14 protein-coding genes are annotated in these 18,782 nt (G+C 39.8%); 3 read left to right on the forward strand and 11 right to left on the reverse strand.

Annotated elements, in window-relative coordinates; translation table 11 throughout:
* Positions 1-28: 28 nt before the first annotated feature.
* The 5 genes from R8N23_RS18790 to R8N23_RS18810 all read right to left on the reverse strand — a co-directional run bounded on the left by R8N23_RS18790 (position 29) and on the right by R8N23_RS18810 (position 9,518).
* Positions 29-2,839, reverse strand: coding sequence for a TonB-dependent receptor domain-containing protein (locus tag R8N23_RS18790; RefSeq protein WP_318173148.1), 2,811 nt, complete (start codon positions 2,837-2,839; stop codon positions 29-31).
* A gap of 734 nt (positions 2,840-3,573) precedes the next feature.
* Positions 3,574-4,872, reverse strand: a complete 1,299-nt coding sequence (locus R8N23_RS18795; protein ID WP_318173149.1) for a hypothetical protein — start codon at positions 4,870-4,872, stop codon at positions 3,574-3,576.
* 223 nt (positions 4,873-5,095) lie between these two features.
* Positions 5,096-6,091, reverse strand: coding sequence for a MoxR family ATPase (locus R8N23_RS18800; RefSeq protein WP_318173150.1), 996 nt, complete (start codon positions 6,089-6,091; stop codon positions 5,096-5,098).
* 107 nt (positions 6,092-6,198) lie between these two features.
* Positions 6,199-7,665 (reverse strand): DUF4301 family protein, encoded by a 1,467-nt coding sequence (locus tag R8N23_RS18805; RefSeq protein ID WP_318173151.1) that lies wholly within the window; start codon positions 7,663-7,665, stop codon positions 6,199-6,201.
* A 23-nt stretch (positions 7,666-7,688) separates the two neighbouring features.
* Positions 7,689-9,518 (reverse strand): glycogen/starch synthase, encoded by a 1,830-nt coding sequence (locus tag R8N23_RS18810; RefSeq protein ID WP_318173152.1) that lies wholly within the window; start codon positions 9,516-9,518, stop codon positions 7,689-7,691.
* Positions 9,519-9,791: 273 nt separating this feature from the next.
* Between R8N23_RS18810 and R8N23_RS18815 the strand changes: the two genes are divergently transcribed.
* From R8N23_RS18815 to R8N23_RS18825, 3 genes are read left to right on the forward strand one after another with little or no spacing between them, the layout of a single operon-like run.
* Positions 9,792-12,236, forward strand: coding sequence for a glycoside hydrolase family 31 protein (locus tag R8N23_RS18815; protein ID WP_318173153.1), 2,445 nt, complete (start codon positions 9,792-9,794; stop codon positions 12,234-12,236).
* Between the two features lie 43 nt (positions 12,237-12,279).
* On the forward strand, positions 12,280-13,470 hold the full coding sequence (locus R8N23_RS18820) for a glycosyltransferase family 4 protein (protein WP_318173154.1): 1,191 nt from the start codon (positions 12,280-12,282) through the stop codon (positions 13,468-13,470).
* Positions 13,467-14,483: a polysaccharide deacetylase family protein gene (locus tag R8N23_RS18825; protein WP_318173155.1), complete on the forward strand. Its 1,017-nt coding sequence runs from the start codon at positions 13,467-13,469 to the stop codon at positions 14,481-14,483. The genes R8N23_RS18820 and R8N23_RS18825 overlap by 4 nt, the downstream gene beginning before the upstream one ends.
* Here the strand turns inward: R8N23_RS18825 and R8N23_RS18830 are convergent.
* The 6 genes from R8N23_RS18830 to R8N23_RS18855 form a co-directional block, all read right to left on the reverse strand.
* Positions 14,480-16,486 carry an alpha amylase C-terminal domain-containing protein gene (locus R8N23_RS18830; protein ID WP_318173156.1) on the reverse strand — a complete coding sequence of 669 codons (2,007 nt, stop codon included), beginning with the start codon at positions 16,484-16,486 and terminating at the stop codon, positions 14,480-14,482. The two genes, R8N23_RS18825 and R8N23_RS18830, sit on opposite strands and share 4 nt — an antisense overlap.
* Positions 16,487-16,601: 115 nt before the next feature.
* Entirely contained in the window at positions 16,602-17,552 is a 951-nt protein-coding gene (gene ftsY / locus R8N23_RS18835) for a signal recognition particle-docking protein FtsY (RefSeq protein ID WP_318173157.1), read from the reverse strand.
* 83 nt (positions 17,553-17,635) lie between these two features.
* Entirely contained in the window at positions 17,636-17,788 is a 153-nt protein-coding gene (locus R8N23_RS18840; RefSeq protein WP_263051470.1) for a DUF4295 domain-containing protein, read from the reverse strand.
* Between the two features lie 2 nt (positions 17,789-17,790).
* The gene (gene rpmG / locus R8N23_RS18845; RefSeq protein ID WP_318173158.1) at positions 17,791-17,973 is read right to left on the reverse strand and encodes a 50S ribosomal protein L33; all 183 of its coding nucleotides are present in this window, start codon (positions 17,971-17,973) and stop codon (positions 17,791-17,793) included.
* 12 nt (positions 17,974-17,985) lie between these two features.
* Positions 17,986-18,225, reverse strand: a complete 240-nt coding sequence (rpmB, locus tag R8N23_RS18850; RefSeq protein WP_084372148.1) for a 50S ribosomal protein L28 — start codon at positions 18,223-18,225, stop codon at positions 17,986-17,988.
* A gap of 186 nt (positions 18,226-18,411) precedes the next feature.
* Positions 18,412-18,756, reverse strand: a complete 345-nt coding sequence (locus tag R8N23_RS18855; protein ID WP_318173159.1) for a translation initiation factor — start codon at positions 18,754-18,756, stop codon at positions 18,412-18,414.
* Positions 18,757-18,782: the final 26 nt, after the last annotated feature.

Genomic DNA, 18,782 nt, shown 5'->3' on the forward strand with positions numbered 1-18,782 from the left:
TGCTCTTGATTAATCTTACTTACTAACCTTAAAAAGTGTAAGTATATTTTAGTTGAAATAATCGGCCTGGCTTATACAAAGAGAATAGCTCCTCTTCGTTTCCAAATTTATAAACCTGCTGTTTTTCTGAATTCAATATATTTTTAGCTGTAAAGCTCACTTGAGAATTTGCTTCTTCTCCGAAAGTCTTCGATACTTTTAGATTCAAACTTTGGAATGGTTTAGTGTAAACATCAGGTACATTAGAAGTACCAATGAACGTGATAGTCTCTCCTTGTACATTGTATGATAAGTTGGCATTCAGTCCCAACAATCTGTTATCATAGTTCAAATAACCATTGACAACATATGGAGATTGTCCACTCATATCACGATATTGATTTACCCCTTCATCTGTTCCTTTGTATTCCACTTCACTATCGTATTCTGTCTGCCCTTCTTCATTAACTGCTACAGTCTTACGATTCACTTTTGAAATCACATAAGAGAAGTTACCTCCTAAGGAAAGATTTTCAAGAGATGAACTTATCATGCCTAAATTCTTTCGAACTTCGATCTCAGATCCATATACTGTTGCCTCTCCAACGTTTCTTGGCTTCAATTGGCCAGGACTGTTTGGAAAGAAAACTAAGGCTATGTGATCGGTAAAATCTTTGTAGAAAAAAGAAACTGAGAACATTTCACTTGCCGTGAAGAAGTACTCCCATCTCAAATCATAATTTAAGATTTCGGCTTGTTTGATATCAAGGTTTCCTGAAAATCTGATTCTAGTAATAGGATCTTCAATAAAAGCTGAAGACTTCTCTTTGAATGATGGCCTAGCCAAAGTCTTATTAAATGATCCTCTTAAATTCATATCATCTCTAAGGGCATATACCAAACTCACAGATGGAAGAAAGTTAGTTTCGTTTAATGTCTTAGTGTTATCCTCTAATTGCTCGGTACCATCCTCGTTCAAACGAACACCTGAATAAAACATATTAGCGTTTTCAACTCTCACACCATAGATCGATTTCAACTTTGGGGTCATTTGCATTTCATTCATCAAATAAGCCGCGAATATGTTCTGACGACCTTCATAGTCATTATAGGCATTGCTATTATCTTGAATATACAAACCATCTGGATTACTTGATGAATATAAATTTTCTTCCACCAAAAGATCATTCGGATCAAGTGACTCTACATCAAAAGCAGATATCGGCTCATACGCATAGTTATTTACATCAAATTCTCTATTTCGGAAAGACATTAAACCTCCCGCTTTTAGCTTGTTGTTGTCATTTAAGCTATAGGTCAAGTCCGCTTTTAAGCTTTCACTTACTTCATCGAGGCTTCTCCAAAACCGGCTAATTCCTCCACCATTTCTAAAAGCTAAATCATCGTCGTCTTCATTGATTCTTGTATCTCTATAATCCGGATCACTCATTTTAGAAAACAACAAAGAATTAGACCAATCCACTCTCAGCTTACCAAAACTGTGCTTACCATAAGTGATATTGTTAGTCATGGAACGCTGCGTATATCCTAATATGTCGTTATGAATTTTAGTTGGATTATTTAGGGAAGTGAAATTCATTTCTCTTGTAAGTGCCGTGGAAACCCCATTTTGAGTATGCAACAACGTTGTCCCAATAGTGTGATTGTCTGTCTTCGCAGCTAAGGTTGCCAACCCACTCCACAAGATATTCTTCGCACTTAGATCACCAACTGCTGAAAAGTCACGTTCCAAAGCCACTTCACTCGTCGTTCTATCTTTTTCATATCTCTTTCTTTCAAATCCTTGATAGAAAGTATTGGTGCTTTTATAATTCAAAATAGCATTATAACCCCAGGTTACTTTTTCTCTTTGTATTTGATTTCTATGCAATACTGATACTCCAACATCCATGAAATTTCTTGAGCGATCCACACCCATCGTTGGATTGAATTTTCTAGTAGTCTCAGCTACAAAATCATTTGGTAAGGTCGGTATTTCGGTATCCTTAGCGATTGGCAATTCTCTATCACCATTGTCCCAACCTAAAAAATCAGTGCTTGACCCATCATAGCTCACATTATTAGATTTGAAATGCATATCTGGGTTATAACCCATAGAAAGAGAAACTGAAGTCGATTTTTCTTCAGGAAATGCTTTGGTTTGAATATCAACCAAACCACCAGCAAAGTCGCCATTTAGATTTGGACTGAACGTCTTATATACCATTACGTTTTCAAGTATGGCCGTTGGAAAGATATCAATCTGTACATCGTTTCTATCTGGATCCAAACCGGGCACGATCATACCGTTCATCGAGGTCTTAGTATATCTGTCACCCAAACCTCTTACATAGACATATTTTCCACCTTGCACGGTAACACCTGTCACACGATTCATGGCAGAAGACAAATTGCTGTCTCCTACTTTAGTGAATGCGGCAGAAGAAATACCATCTATGGTATTAGCCGACTTTCTTTGTACCGCCATCAAAGCCACTTCGTTGTCTCTGATTTGCTCCGCTGTTACCACAACAGCTTCTAATTGCTGCACATCTTCTGAAAGGGTAATATTGAGGTTAGTTACTTCTCCTTCCACGATCACCACACCTTCTATGGTTTGTGGTTGATAAGAAACAAACTGAACCATAATATTATGAGTACCTGGCGCTAATGCCAGTGAGAAGTTACCATCGAAATCGGCAACTGAACCTTGAGTGGTTCCTTGCTTAGTGACAGTAGCCCCAAATAGTCCTTCACCATTTGACCCATCAATAATCTGTCCTCTTAAAAATCCTTGTTGCGCCAATGATAAAGTTGCAGCGCCAATGATTAATCCTAATGTTAATAATACCTTGTTCATTTTCTGATATTCTAATTTTGATGCAAAACTAGAGCGTCCATATTCTTTGAGTATGTTTATAATTTTATGAAATGGTAAAAAAACAGAAGTGAATAGGAGGCCTAATTAACATTGAGGTAACATTAAAATCAGTCCCCAGAGGCCTCAGACCAGAAATCCCATCTATGAGCATTTAAGCCTTCTTAATCGTTTTTTAACGATCGTAACATTGGGTTAAACCCTTCTGCCTTGAATTCTATTATTATTTCAATAATCTATTGGACGAACTAACTTTTTGTCATGTCTAAGGTAGCGGTTGGCCTGGGCAGAGAAAACTTAACATCCTGCCAGCTACTTGCAAGATTTCTGCGCTGCGAAATGACAAATTATGTAGAAAATAATATTAACCAAACATAAATAATACCTGGTATGATCAAGCTCAGGCTGTCAGGCTTGGGTCTTCTTTTCCCTTGTTGGTGTTGTACAAAAAAAGTATCATTTCGGCTTCCTAGGTCCATGAAAAAAATTTATGTAGCCATCAGTTTGACAGTCACATAAAAGCAAACCAATAATTAAGCGGTTTGTACATCAAAAGACACCGATCAGAGAAGGGCACAGAAGCAACTCAGGTTTAGCACTACATCTAACTCATATATCATGCATAATTGAAAAACAAAAAGGCCCCGACATTCCTGCCAGAGCCTCTATATTCAGAAAATGATTCTTAAATTTCTTTTCCGCTTGCTCAATGTTTCTTACTCATCAAAGCTGTTAGTATACACTTCGAAAGAGTCAGCTGACACCTTAGTGAATACCAGAGATCCAGCTACAGCGTTAGAAGCTGCATCTTCAGACTCTTCAAGAGACTCTGCATCAAATGAAGCAGAAAGTTTCACTTTACCATCTGTGAATACTACGTTAGTCAAAGTACCCTTAGCTTTTGATTTGATGTCTGCATCTGTAGACTTGTCAGTACCAGCGATTGAGTATATAACTCCATCAGTAAGCTTGAAGCTTTTGTCCAATGCACCTTCTCTACCGTCGATTTCCAAACCTTCATCTGAAGCTCCAACATACACTGCAAAGTTTTTCACCTCGCCAGCATAAGACTGATCGATATCGATTCCGTCATCGCCTACGTTGTAAACAACCACGTTAGTTACATTTACGGTTCCTCCGAAGAACTCAACACCATCATCTTTGTTGGCGTAGATTTCGATGTTTTCGATAGTCGTACCAGTTCCAACACCACCTAAAGTCAAACCGTTGATTTCGCTACCTTCAGCGATTTCAGCTCCACCGTGACGGATAGAGACGAATTTGATTGACCCTGAATTATCCGCAGCATCATCTCCACCGTACTGACCTTCAGTAATAGCAGCATCCACACCTTCGATTTGAGGATCTTCAGTTTTTGCACTTACCGGTGCTTTACCCAAAATAACCAATCCACCCCATTTTCCATTGTCATCCTGATCTAGAGAAGTACCCGCTAAAGCACCTGGTACGATGTCGTCATCTGTAGATGTCATAATGATAGGCGCCTCAGCAGTACCTTCAGCCATCAATTTACCACCCCTTGCTACCATCAATACAGCTGCATTGGCTCCTGACAACTCAGAGTTACCTTTGATAATTGTCCCTGCAGTAATTGTTAAAGTAGCTCCAGACTTTACGATCACTCTTTTATCCAATACAAAAACAGTATCTGCATCGTCATCACCTACGCCGTTACCATCCCAAGTTGTATCTTCTGAAATGTCAAAGTCAATAGTTTTTTCAACTGGCGCTACAGCTTTCACTCTACCAGCCGTTTGATCTTTGTTGTCAATTAAAGTCCAATCAGCAAATTCAGTTTCGTCAGATGCTCCTGTAGCTGTATCGTCAGATGATGCTACTGCATCAACAGCAGTTTGTACAGCTTCTACAGCTGCTTCTTGCAATTCCTCTTCAGTTGGTTCAGGAATAACGTCATCGATTGGATCATCATCATCGCATGAAACCATCAAACCCATTGTTGTAAACACGAATATTAGTGCTAATAACTTTTTCATTTTTCTTTTTTTAAGTATTCTGATATTATATTTTTCAAATTTTGTACTGCAAAACTGTACAAGTGATATTATCAGGTGTGGAAGTAGTGGTTACCTTTCTGTTAAAAGAACTAAGTAATGTGTTATTACTATTTTATCAATGTTAAGAGAATGTGAAGTACATAAAACAAAAGGGCAGTTCCATCGCTGAAACTGCCCTTTTTAAAGTGATATTAGTATTTTCTTATTTAACCATATTGATATTGACTTTGTTCAATATGGTATTGATAATGTCGTGCGTAGTTATTCCATCTGCTTCCGCCTCGTAGTTGAGGATAATTCTATGATTAAGTACATCTGGTGCCACTTCTTTGATGTCTTCAGGCAAAACAAAGTCTCGACCCTCTAGAAAAGCAATTGCTTTAGCAGCCAAATTCAAATTGATTGAAGCTCTTGGTGAAGCGCCAAACTGTATGTAATGTGCCTCGTCTTTCATTCCAAATGACTCAGGGTCTCTGGTGGCAAAGATCAGCTCAATAATGTATCTCTCTAGTGATTCTGAAAGATTCACACTGTTGATCTCATTTCGAATGGCAAAAATATCATCCTTGGTCAGAATAGTATCCACCTTGCTATCAAATGTCATGTTAGACATTCTTCGCATAATTTCTAATTCTTCATCTTTGGAAGGATAACCAACATGTACTTTCATCATGAACCTATCCACTTGCGCTTCTGGCAGTGGGTAAGTACCTTCTTGATCAACGGGGTTTTGAGTAGCTAGTACCAAGAACGGTCGATCCAACTCATATGTAGTCTCTCCTATCGTTACTTGCTTCTCTTGCATGGATTCAAGGAGTGCAGATTGCACTTTAGCAGGAGATCTGTTGACCTCATCTGCCAAAATCAAATTAGCGAATATGGGTCCTTTTTTTACTTCAAAATTCGATGCCTTCTGATTATAAATCATGGTTCCCAGCAAATCCGCTGGTAGCAAATCAGGGGTAAACTGAATTCTTTTGAAGTCCAAATGGAGCACATTGGCCAAGGTGTTAACAGTCAAAGTTTTCGCCAAACCAGGCACCCCTTCCAAAAGAATGTGTCCCTGTGTAAACAAACCAACCATCAACCGGTTGATCATGTATTTCTGACCGACTACTACTTTATTTACTTCAGTGTAAATCTGGTTGATTTTTTCCTGATGAGCCTTTTTACTGTCTACGTTTGCAGTTGCTTCCATATTCAAAAGTTATTCTTTACTAACCGAACAAAACTAATCCACTTTGGGTAAGTTTTAAAACCCAAAACGGATATCAACCAGATGTTGCTGTTAAAAATTGTTAAGTCCTACTGGTGGGTAGGTTTTAGCAGGTCATTCACGGTTTTCACCGGATTAAAAGTGGAAATAGGCACTTCTACAAACAGTGTAATCCAATCTGCCATAGCACCATTCCAAAGACCCGGCAGCTCCATGGCTTTGAGGTCTTTTCCATTTTTAGACTTTTCGGTTATAAAACCAGTCTTATCATCTCTATACTTAAGTAAATCAAATTTTTCCCCATTACAGCTTTTCACACCACAGACTAAATCTACTGGATTAAAGTGCGATGACTTTTTCAAAATATCGGCTTGCGTTGAATCTGACATATCTATCTGGGCAGTCTCGGCAATCTGAAGAGAAGTTCCTTCCGTTCCTTTAACCCAGAAAGGTCCACCACCCGGTTCGCCTGTATTTTCCACCATGCCACAAACACGAACTGGTCTGTTTAGATATTTTGCCAATTCGTCTGAATCTTTGAAATTCAAATCCATGCCATACTGAGTCTTGAGTTTGTCAACTGCTTCGGAAAGACAGTCTTCACCTTTTGCCATTCTGTTTTGCCAATTAAAAGAATCTTTTTGAAAAGACAGTAACAAACTGGCCAACGCCTTTTTGTAAGTGATCGTATCGGCCTTTAAATGATCAGGTACCACATTATCAATATTCTTCACGAAAATGACATCAGCATCTAGATCATTTAAGTTCTCCAATAAGGCACCGTGCCCGGCAGGTCTAAATAGCAGTTGTCCATTATCTAGAAATGGCTCATTCGACAAATCTACTGCAATGGTATCCGTCGATTTTTTCTGTTGTGAGAAGGAAACTTCATATTTAACTCCCAGGGCACTTTCATATTTTGCTGTCACTTCATTCAGCTTGGACTCAAATTTTTGCTGATGTTCTGGTGATACGGTAAAATGCAAGCATACAAGACCGTCTTGAGAAGCGTATTTCGCTCCTTCTATCAAATGCTCTTCTATAGGTGTTTTTGATTGACCATCCTCCAAATGAAAGGACAAAAGCCCTTTGGGTAAACTTCCATAGCCCAGTCCATTATCTTCTAACAAGGCATTCACTATGGTTTTGTAATCTTTAGCTTTCAATAAGCTTTCTATGTCATTGCCTTGTTTTTGGAGGCTTTCAGAAAGCTCATTGAAAAAGGCAAAATCTTTGATTCCATCTATGAATTTTTGAGTTCCTGCATTCAATTCACCTCCCGACACAAATTCAAAAAGCTCTTTGAACATCCTGGTGGCTGCTCCTGAAGCAGGCACAAATTTCAACAAGCTTAGACCTTTAGCCTGAGATTCGTATTGACTCACAAAATCATTAATTTGCTGAGGTGTTAATTTGATAATACCATCGCCAATAGTGGCTGGTCTATCTAGATTCAAAAAAGGAAATCCAGATTTAAAATCCTCAATTTGATTTTTTATTACGCTGATATCGCTACCGCGTGAAATAATGTAGCCTTCTTGGTCTGATGAAAACATTTCTTGTTATTTGAATTTTAAATTTACTTGGTTGGATAATTATCTAAGGCCATGTCATAAGCACGATCATAGTGTTTAATGAGGTTTTTCCAATCAAACTCCTCTGACAAATCCTCTGCCTTATTTCTACTTTGAATCCTAAATTTCCTATTCGTATTCACGAATTGCAACATTTTGTTGGCCAATTGATCTGCTGCAGAGTGAAAATCCTGATCTTCTCTTTCGATCAAATACATACCATGAGCCTCATTGCCTTTTTTGATTTTCTTTACATAGTTTCCAAAGCCGGACAGATCAGAAGTGACAGCCGAAACTCCACGAGCCAAACATTCTACCGGAGTATAGCCCCACGGCTCATAATAGCTTGGGAATATACCCATATGACATCCTCTCACAAACTGACCATATTCCATTCCGAATAGGGGGTTTGTGGCAGCAATGAAATCAGGATGGTAAACCACTTTTACTTTATCGTCTTTGTGATTGAGCAAATTGGCTCCTCGTAAAAAATTGAGCACTGGATCTTCGCCATCATTCACTAAATTGTGCGTGACCACACTAGGCAAGCGATCGGATTTCCAGGATTGGATGGTTCTACGATATCTCAACTTCCAGTAGTCATCTACTAAATCATTTAGTGCGGGCAAACGATGATCAGAATTGGTAGCTGCCGCTTCAAACAATCGCTCCTTGAGCTGCTCCATGATCGCATCGCAATTGTGATCGATCTCTTCCATGATGGCTCGGGAAGTCAATACATCTTGATTGATGCTGGTATAAGGTTGCTTGGTAACAAAGAACATGACAACGGTTTTGTCAATTTTCTTTTCTTTCATGTAGTGGTTCAATCTGGCCAAAGCTTCCAGCGTCAGATCATACCCCTTGTTTTTGTATTCAAACCGCCCGGAAGTAAAAAAGTAAAGCGTATTGTTCAGATCAAAAGTATAGGACTGAAAAAAGTGTCCCATCACAAAATGCTCAATCTGTTTTTTGTAGGTATGATGTAAATTCTGCACTTCGTGCAATACGGAAAACCGATCGATGTTTAAGCCATTCGGCAATATTCGATCAGGATTTCTACCCAAAAGATGAATACATTCCTTAGCTGTGACTTCACTTACTGTCGTAAAGACATTGGCGCCATGCGCACAGGCACGCTCAAGCTGTACTGTCGGCTCCACATTAAATTTTTTCGCTTCAGCAGCCCAATCCAAGAAAGGCAAATGATCGTAGAAAAATGGATCATTCATAGCTAAATATCGCCCCAGTAATGTCGCATGCGTGGTGAAAACCGTTTGAATAGGTATTTGTTCTTTTCTCAAATCCGGAATCGCTGTGCCAGCCATCCACTCATGAAAGTGAGCCAACAAATCCTGATCTGCATCCAAACACACCCGAGCATATCTGGACAAAAATTCTTTGACCATAAATCCAAATGCCAGCACTTCATCCATCAATGGATCGTGCTGATTGAAGGATATATGATGGTTTTGCCAGTAGTAGTATTTGATATCTCCAAGCTGTGACATCACACTCTGAGGGTTGAATAGTACAGTGGTTGGTCTACCCGAAACCAACCACGATCCAATTTGCACATCCCAGCCCATGTCATTAAGCTCACGGACAATTTTAGACGCTGGTGTATCTAGAGAATTGTCAGGTTCGAAATCTGCATTTACGTTGGCATGAACCTTTGGTCCCAACAAAACATAATTATCACCCCAAGCTTTAACCATGGTAGGTACTTTGGAGCGAATCACCGTATAAATGCCTCCTACTTGATTACACACTTCCCAAGCAACTTCAACTAATGTTGTGTTTTTTCGAGTCACAGTTTTTGCTTTTGAAGCCATAGTACAAGTATTATATAATTAAACACCTTCCAAACAGAAGTAGAATTATGATTTATCCAATAAAATTGCAATTTCATTGAAGCAAAAATAACAAATAATACAATCTGTTAAAAAGCAGTTTGCAAAAAGAGCCTTTTATTGTTAATCATGTTTATTTTTGCAAGCAATTATTTTGATCGAAATGAAGAAAGAATGACTTGAAAAATAATCTTCATTTCAGAAGCAACTAATAGCATTCAAAATAGTTTAAATTTCTCCATGATAAAATAAGAAATGGAAAATCTTACAGAAGAAAATAAAAAAGATGAAGTCGCTGACTTCTCTGGAAATTATATAGAAAAATTTCAGGACAAGAATGCAGAAGAATTTTTCTCTGGAGCTTTAGTGTCTTGGGAAAAGCAAGGAGACGCATTCGTATTTCATGGAGAATTGGCTTCTCTAGAGATTCGAATCATTGCATCGGATATCCTGAAGTTCAGACATGGCATAGACGGTTATTTCGATGATGACTTTTCGTATGCTATCGACCCATCGTTTAGCCCTGAGCAAACCAACTACAAGTTTGAAGATCAAAAAGCTGCGTTTGTAATTAAAACGGATGTACTCAAATGCTTCATCAGTAAAACCTCTTTGCAAACCAAAATTTTGACATTAGATGGTACGGCCGTCCTGGAAGATGAAAAAGGTTTCCACTGGCAGGATCACAAACACTATGGAGGCAATATCAGTATTTGCACCAGAGTGCTACATAAGGATGAGAAGTTTTACGGCTTAGGTGACAAAACAGGCCACCTCAATCTTATCGGAACCAAAAGAGAACTATGGGGTACGGACTCCTATGGTTATGGCAATGAGTCTGACCCAGTCTATAAAAACATTCCATTCTATATGGGACAACATAGTCAAGTCGGCTATGGCATCTTCATGGACAATACGTTCAGAAGTTTCTTTGATTTTGGAAAAGAAAGGAAAACGGTTTGTAGCTATTGGTCGCAAGGCGGTGAAATGCGCTACTACTACATCCACGGACCAAAGTTGATAGATGTAGTAAGCAAGTACGCAAAACTGACAGGTAAGCCTCAATTGCCACCCAAATGGGCATTAGGCTATCACCAAAGTAAGTGGAGCTACTATCCAGAATCAGTAGTAAGAAAACTAGGTGACGAATTTAGAAGCCGAGAGATTCCTTGCGATGTGATTCACCTGGATATCGACTATATGGATGGATTCAGATGCTTTACCTGGGACGATAAAAAATTTCCTAACCCGAAACAAATGATCAGTGACCTCAAAGCGCAAGGGTTTAAAACCGTGGTGATTATTGATCCCGGAATTAAAGTAGACAAAAACTATAGCGTCTATCAGGAAGGAATAGCAGGCGATCATTTCTGCAAAAGAATGGACGGCGATTTGCTCAAAGCCAGTGTATGGCCTGGGCTGTGTCATTTCCCAGATTTTACTCAGAAAAAAACGCGTGAATGGTGGGCTACACTCTTCGATGGACTGGTCGAAGATGGTGTGGATGGTGTGTGGAATGACATGAACGAACCGGCCACTTTCGAAGACGGCACTTTCCCTAATGACGTTCGCCATGATTTCGACGGACATCCAGGCAGTCACAGAAAAGGACACAATGTATATGGCTCGTTGATGGCTCAGTCCACTTGGGCAGGCCAAAAGCAATTCATACAAAACAAACGGCCTTTTACTATCTCGAGATCAGCTTACGCCGGCATTCAGAAACATGCTTCGGTCTGGACTGGAGACAACATGGCTTCGTGGGAACATTTGAAAATTGCCAACATTCAATGCCAGCGATTGGCTGCTTCAGGGATCTCATTTGCAGGATCAGACGTCGGTGGTTTCATAGGATCGCCAGATGGTGAACTTTACACACGTTGGATTCAAATGGCTGTTTTCCATCCATTTTTCAGAACACACTCTTCTGGTGACCATGGAGATAAGGAACCATGGAAATTTGATCAAAAGTATGTAGACATTGTTCGTCGCTTTATAGAAATGCGCTACGAATTGATGCCTTACATTTATTCTGTGTTTCAACATCACAGTGAAACGGGAGTGCCTATGATTCGCTCACTACATTTGGAAGGACATATCGATCCAGAGACTTTCTACAGAGAAGAAGAATTTTTCTTAGGGGATCACTTAATGATTTGCCCTGTTTCTGAACCAGATAAATCCAGTCGTAAAATGTACCTGACTTCGGGTCAATGGTACAACTACTGGACAGATCAATTGATAGATGGTGGATTAGAAATAAAGGTGGATACGCCTTTGGATCAAATTCCAATCTTCGTACGCCAAGGGGCTATCATTCCAAAGCAACCCAAAATGCAGTATGTGGATGAGTTTGAGTTTGATGCTTTAACACTGGAATGTTACAAACCGTCTGCTGACACCTCGTCTACCCTATACGAAGATAGCGGAGACGGATACGATTATTTATCATCTGATGGATATGTCAAAAAACATTTGACTTCGTCAATAGACGGATTTAATTGGGTGATTACTCAAGAATCAGAAGGCGAATTTGAATCGGCCTACCAGACCTATGAAATAAAGCTACATGGACTGCAACAAATCCCAGCACAAATAGTAGTAGACAATGAAGACCTGACTGCCCAAGTAAAGTTTGAAGGAAGCATTTCAGTTCTTTTAGTAAATAAAGATTTTAAACAAGTAGTAATTAAAACATAGACAACAAACAGCCCACTTAATTCCTATATCAAACACCTGAACTATGAGCGTAAAAATCTTAATGCTTGGACCTGGGGCACCAGGTCGTCAAACGAGTGGCTTAGGAGTCGCCACCGAAAAGTTGGCTAATGAACTATCTAAAAAGACTAGTTTAAAAATCATCGAACCCAAACAGTTCGACCAACTGGGAAAACCCAAAGCTAAGCAAGAAACAGTTGAATTTTCAGATTTGAGTGTCTTGCAGGAATTGGCTACAGTGAGCATCGAAGCACAGCTTTCAGCTTATGACTATCATGAGGTGACGCAGTCACATACCTTGGAAAAAGTGGAAAGTCAGAAGCTGTACAAGCAGCTGACTACTTTTTCAGACGAACTGATTTTGGAAGGTGAAAAGGTCGACTATGATGCACTCTATGCTCACGATTGGATTACTTTCAAAGCAGCGCTGGATCTCAAAGAGCGATTTGGTAAAAAACTAATCGTTCATGTCCATTCTTTGGATTTTGATAGAAATTTTGGACAGACGAAATCCTGGATTTTCGAACTAGAACAAAAGGCCATGCAAGCAGCAGAAGCGGTCATTGCAGTGAGCGAGTATTCGAAAAGAGTAATGGTTGAAGAATACGGAATATCAGCAGAGAAAATCCATGTGATATACCATGGACATACAGCTACTGCACCTATAAAAGCTAAGAGCCCATTTAGTGAAAAGATTGTTTTGTTCGTAGGTCGATTGTCAGGTCAAAAAGGCCCGATGCAATTTCTCGAAATTGCAGAAAAAGTATTTGAACAAAACCCAAACACCAGATTTGTTATATCAGGCGAAGGTGAGTTGTATAAGAAATTGATCGAAGCCGGTGCAGGAAGTGCGATAGCTGGAAGATTCCATATCACCGGTTATTTAGAAACTGAAGAACTAATGAAGCTCTACGCGATTGCCGATGTCTATTGTATGCCTTCGTTCTCTGAGCCTTTTGGGCTGACTGCACTCGAAGCGGCAGAAGCGGGTATTCCTTTGGTGCTTTCGGATAGATGCGGCGCTGCAGAATTGTTGCCAGATGCGTGCCAAGCGAGCCCTACCGCAACGGATGATTTCGTAGATCAGATCATTGCACTTTTGGAAGACGATAGCAAATGCAAAGCACAAGTGAAGAGCAATAAGAAAGAAATTAAAAAATTGAGTTGGGAGAAGTCTGCGACTGAAGTACTTTCGGTGGTAGATGCTGTACTATGAGTAAATCACTATCACTTACATTAATATTCGATTGGGAATGCCCTTTGTCTGAATTTTCATTTTTTGATGTCAATTCCGGTAAATCGTATTTCCCTCCGAATGAATCCGACTTGTTTTTGACCGAATACAAGTCTGGCATGGATAGACAGCTCAAAGAAATAACAGATGGCAAACTCCCCGTATCCGTCTATTTCTCAGGGCCGTGTTTGGAGCAGCTGGCCTCTTGTGATCCTACCATCATAAAAGCAATCAAAGCCGCGAGTCATATAGAAATACTCGGAGGCACCTATCATCATTCGCTGGTGAGCTTATTCTCGAAAACTCATTTCCAAAAAGAAATTGATTGGCATCAGCAATTGATCAAAAAACATTTTGGTAAAAAGCCCAAAACTTTTTTAAATACTACCAACATCTATTTCAATGACCTGACGGAGCTGTTAGCTGAATCGGATTACCAATCCACTTTTACAGGAGCGATTGACTGGTATTTGGGAGATAAAAAGCATCAAAGAATATTTTCTTCAAGAACCAATGAAGCTTTCAAATTGATGTTGACCAATCAGGACAACGGCCATACCTTGTTTCATGACCATGAAGTAATCCATAACTTCATGCAACTAACTAGTCAACAATTGGAAGATTTTGGAGGATGGAAAGAGCTGGTTAGAAAAACAAAAGCCAAAGCTGAGATTGTTTCCATCTCTGATCAGCTGAAAGCCGCACCTTCCGACACTTACAATATCCGCCAACCGATCGGTTCGGCCTACGGAGACATTGATTTGGAGCAATTGAAAAGCTATCCACTGCAAGAAAGTTTGCTCAAGCAGCTCTATGGGCTGGAAACCTCATTGGCCAAAAAATCTGAGGATCTACAAAAGAAATGGTCGAGACTGGGCTCCTTTGGCGTGCTCAAAAGTCTCAATCCAGACCTGGACCAAAACGAAACCAGCAGTAGCTACGACGTGTACCAATCGCTCATTAACATGCTGAGCGACCTACATTTAAAACTCTAAAGCTTCTTCAAAACCATAGCCGTTCGGCTAGGCGTGTAGACCGAAAGCTGATCGCCATGTTCATAAGTAGTCGAAGGATAACTAACAGAAGTATCTATTCGATCATGCCCTCCAAAAACAAGGTCATCGCTACTCAAGATCACTTTATACTCTCCCTTTTCTGGCACATGAAATTTGTAATCGGCAATAGATCGGTCGGGGTGAAAGTTGAATACAAAAATCAGGTGATTTCTTTCATAGATCATCACTTTATTCTCCTCATCCATATTGAGCTGATTGGCTGATTGGGCTGACAGGATATTATTAGCAGCCAGCAGTTCTAACATGGCTCGATCAAAATCATTAAGCCACTCATATTTCAAATCAGTATTATCAACCAGAGACCACTGCCTACGAGCATATTTATAACTCCAGTCATTTCCTTCTCTTGGAAAATCCACCCACTCAGGATGACCAAATTCATTACCTATAAAATTCAAATATCCTTCACCCCCCAGACTGGCTGTGATCAGTCGAATCATTTTGTGTAGTGCAATGCCTCGTTCTACGACCAAATCCTTATCATCCTTGGTCATGTGCCAATACATTTCTTTATCCATGAGCCAAAAAGCCAGTGACTTATCCCCCACTAGCGCTTGATCATGGGATTCTGCATAAGCGATGGTTTTCTCTTTATACCGGCGATTCGCCATCACATTCCACAGCTCATTCATACTCCAATTCTCGTCAGCCGAATGCTTAAGCAACTTGATCCAATAATCTGGCAAGCCCATACCCAATCGATAATCAAAACCAAGCCCCCCATCCGACACCGGCCTGCACATACCCGGCATGCCACTCATATCTTCGGCTATTGAAATCGCATTTGGCTTAATTTCATGAATCAATTCATTGGCCAACTGCAAAAAGCATATCGCATCCCAATCGACCCCTTCTTTGAAATACTTGTCATAATGATCGAAGGCGACACCTTCCCCATGATGATGGTATAACATAGAAGTGACCCCATCGAAGCGAAAACCATCCATATGAAACTCCTCCATCCAATAGCGAATATTGGACAACAAAAACTGAAGCACTTCTGTCCGACCGTAGTCAAATAGTTTTGAATCCCAACCCGTATGATAGCCACGACCCCCTTTGTGGAAATATTGATTGTCCGACCCATCGAAGTCATTGAGCCCTTCGGCGATATTTTTTACTGCATGAGAATAGACCGCATCCATAATCACCGCAATGCCCATTTGATGCGCTTGATCTACTAGGTATCTCAAATCATCCGGCGTTCCAAATCTGGAAGATGGCGCATAAAAATTGGATACGTGATAACCAAAAGATCCATAGTACGGATGCTCTTGGATCGCCATCACCTGAATGCAGTTGTAGCCTTGTTTGGCCACTCTAGGCAATATGGAATCGGCAAATTCACGAAATGTGCCTACTCCCTCTTTCTCTTGTGCCATGCCTACGTGGCATTCGTAGATGATTGGATTTTTTACTTCTAGCTTGAATTTTGCATCCTTCCATTTGTACTTTGAAGGCGCAATCACTTCTCCGCTAAAATCATAGGATTTCGGATCTTGTATAGCCGACTGGATATAGGCAGGTAATCGATCCCGATCAGCCAATCCATTTTGCACTTTTACCTTTACCTGAGAAGGTGCCTTGAGTGGAAACTCGCTTTCATCTGCAATGAATACACCCCATACACCATTTTCGTCCTGTGTCATGGGATGGTGCTCTGCATGCCAATTGTTGAATTCTCCAATTAAACAAAGACTATCTGCCGCGGGTGCCCATTCTCTATACCACCAGCCTTTTGCCTTTTTATCGTAGTTGAATCCAAAGTAATGATGCCCTTCTGCAAAATTGGATAATGAACCAGATATAGATTTGATATCATTCAAGCGCTGTTCGAAATACGACATGCGCTGTGCAATATCATCTTGATAAGGAGCCAACCATGGATCATCTGCAATAAGTGGAATTACTTCTTTGGACATATTTATTGAGCTTGTGGATACCCAATATAATCAGCCTATGTCAGATAAATTGCACGGATTATACAATTCCAATGAATAATTGGAAAGTATGTAAAACAGAGTCGAAAAGAAGGGATTAATTGAAAAAGGAATCAACAAACTCGTGCTTGTTGAATACTTGCAGATCTTCGATGCCTTCGCCTACTCCAATGTACTTTACAGGAATTTTGAATTGATCAGAAATACCAATCACCACACCGCCTTTGGCTGTACCATCCAATTTGGTAATAGCTAATGAAGTAACATCAGTGGCTTTTGTAAACTCTTGTGCCTGAATGAATGCATTTTGACCAGTACTGCCGTCTAACACCAGCATGATCTCGTGCGGTGCATCATCTACAAACTTCTGAATCACTCGCTTGATCTTTGAAAGCTCGTTCATCAAATTCACTTTGGTATGAAGTCTTCCAGCCGTATCGATAATCACGATGTCTGCTTTCTGTTCTACCGCATGTTTCACGGCATCGTAAGCGACAGCCGAGGGGTCAGTATTCATTCCGTGAGCAATCACAGGCACATTTACTCTTTCGCCCCAAAGTTTCAATTGATCTACGGCGGCTGCACGGAAAGTATCAGCGGCTCCTAGGACAACGGACTTTCCTCTTCTTTGGAATTGAGACGCGAGCTTACCAATGGTTGTCGTTTTCCCAACACCATTCACACCAACCACCATGAGTACATAGGGCTTTTTATCTTCAGGCAAGTCGAAATCAGCTTGATCTCCAGAATTGTTTTCTTCTAGCAATCCTGCAATTTCTTCTCGAAGGATCACATTAAGCTCTGCAGTGTTGAGGTATTTGTCTTTAGCGACACGCTCTTCTATCCTTTCGATGATTCTGACCGTGGTATCTACGCCCACATCAGAAGTGATCAACACCTCTTCCAATTCATCAAGTAGCTCATCGTCAACAGTTGATTTTCCTGCGACAGCTTTACCCAATTTCGAAAAGAAATTCTCTTTCGATTTCTCAAGACCCTTGTCTAGCGTCTCTTTCTTTTCTTTGGAAAAAATATTGAATAATCCCATAATCAATTTGGTGGATAGGTAAAAAACACAAAAAGTCTCCTGACAAAATCAGGAGACTTTCAAAGATATCTTAAAGGGCTGAATTATTTCGCAGCCAATACTTCTTTCACTTTGTCTTCAGTGACAATTTCTTCTCTGAATGAATATGCTCCTGATTTGGTTTTCACCGCCTTAATCACCTTAGCATATTTTACACCATCCTTGTCTTTTAGGGTTGCAACTACCTTCTTAGCCATGGTTATTTAATTTCTTTGTGAACAGTATATTTCTTAAGAATAGGATTGAATTTTTTCAATTCCATTCTGTCAGGAGTGTTTTTCCTGTTTTTTGTCGTAATGTATCTAGAAGTACCTGGCTGACCTGTAGTCTTATGCTCGGTGCATTCTAATATTACCTGAACTCTATTACCTTTCTTAGCCATCGTTCTAAATAATTATAATGAAAGGGTTCCTTTTTCTTTAGCTTTCTTCAAAGTAGCAGCCAAACCATTCTTATTGATGGTTTTCAATGCAGTTGAAGAAACTTTCAAAGTAATCCATCTGTCTTCTTCAGGAAGATAAAATCTCTTCTTGAATAGATTCGGATAGAACCTTCTCTTTGTTTTGTTATTCGCGTGGGAAACGTTGTTTCCTGATTGTGGTCTCTTACCAGTTATTTGACAAACTTTCGACATTTTTCTAGTCTTTTAGCGATCCTTAAAAAATCGGAGTGCAAATATAGAGAAAACTTTAGCATTTGTAAAAGCTCTCTGTAAAATAAATTGAATATTTCAACATTTGAGATTTGAGATTATCTGAAGTTACAGATTGGAGGTGCTAAAGTTGAAAATCACCCCATTTCGAATCTCAAATATTGAATTTTAAATCTTGCGTGCCTGATATCCCTCTTTAAGTAGAATTTCGACTACTTTATCTCGCAAATCACCTTGAATGATAATTTCGCGATCCTTCACATTGCCACCTACACCGCACTTCGTTTTTAGCATTTTACCCAATTCTTTCAAATCTCCAGTCATGCCGGTGAATCCAGTAACCAAAGTCACTTGTTTTCCTTTACGGTTTTTCTTGTCTAGCTCTACGCGTAACTTCTGATCTTTCGGTGCCAATGTTTCTTCTTCTAATTCAGACTCCTCTGTATAATCAAAATCGTCGCTGGTAGAATATACCACGCCGATCCTATTTTTAAAATTTCCTTTTTTCGACATCCTATTCAAATTGATGTTTTACAAAA

This window comes from Reichenbachiella sp. (genome assembly GCF_033344935.1).
In the GTDB taxonomy this organism is placed as follows: domain Bacteria; phylum Bacteroidota; class Bacteroidia; order Cytophagales; family Cyclobacteriaceae; genus Reichenbachiella.

Bases quoted from the DNA above. Each gene is read 5' to 3' on its own strand.
- R8N23_RS18855 (WP_318173159.1), bottom strand. From the start codon at position 18,756: ATGTCGAAAAAAGGAAATTTTAAAAATAGGATCGGCGTGGTATATTCT.
- R8N23_RS18840 (WP_263051470.1), bottom strand. From the start codon at position 17,788: ATGGCTAAGAAGGTAGTTGCAACCCTAAAAGACAAGGATGGTGTAAAA.
- R8N23_RS18790 (WP_318173148.1), bottom strand. From the start codon at position 2,839: ATGAACAAGGTATTATTAACATTAGGATTAATCATTGGCGCTGCAACT.
- R8N23_RS18825 (WP_318173155.1), top strand. From the start codon at position 13,467: ATGAGTAAATCACTATCACTTACATTAATATTCGATTGGGAATGCCCT.
- R8N23_RS18805 (WP_318173151.1), bottom strand. From the start codon at position 7,665: ATGTTTTCATCAGACCAAGAAGGCTACATTATTTCACGCGGTAGCGAT.
- R8N23_RS18830 (WP_318173156.1), bottom strand. From the start codon at position 16,486: ATGTCCAAAGAAGTAATTCCACTTATTGCAGATGATCCATGGTTGGCT.
- R8N23_RS18795 (WP_318173149.1), bottom strand. From the start codon at position 4,872: ATGAAAAAGTTATTAGCACTAATATTCGTGTTTACAACAATGGGTTTG.
- rpmB (WP_084372148.1), bottom strand. From the start codon at position 18,225: ATGTCGAAAGTTTGTCAAATAACTGGTAAGAGACCACAATCAGGAAAC.
- rpmG (WP_318173158.1), bottom strand. From the start codon at position 17,973: ATGGCTAAGAAAGGTAATAGAGTTCAGGTAATATTAGAATGCACCGAG.
- R8N23_RS18815 (WP_318173153.1), top strand. From the start codon at position 9,792: ATGGAAAATCTTACAGAAGAAAATAAAAAAGATGAAGTCGCTGACTTC.
- R8N23_RS18800 (WP_318173150.1), bottom strand. From the start codon at position 6,091: ATGGAAGCAACTGCAAACGTAGACAGTAAAAAGGCTCATCAGGAAAAA.
- R8N23_RS18810 (WP_318173152.1), bottom strand. From the start codon at position 9,518: ATGGCTTCAAAAGCAAAAACTGTGACTCGAAAAAACACAACATTAGTT.
- R8N23_RS18820 (WP_318173154.1), top strand. From the start codon at position 12,280: ATGAGCGTAAAAATCTTAATGCTTGGACCTGGGGCACCAGGTCGTCAA.
- ftsY (WP_318173157.1), bottom strand. From the start codon at position 17,552: ATGGGATTATTCAATATTTTTTCCAAAGAAAAGAAAGAGACGCTAGAC.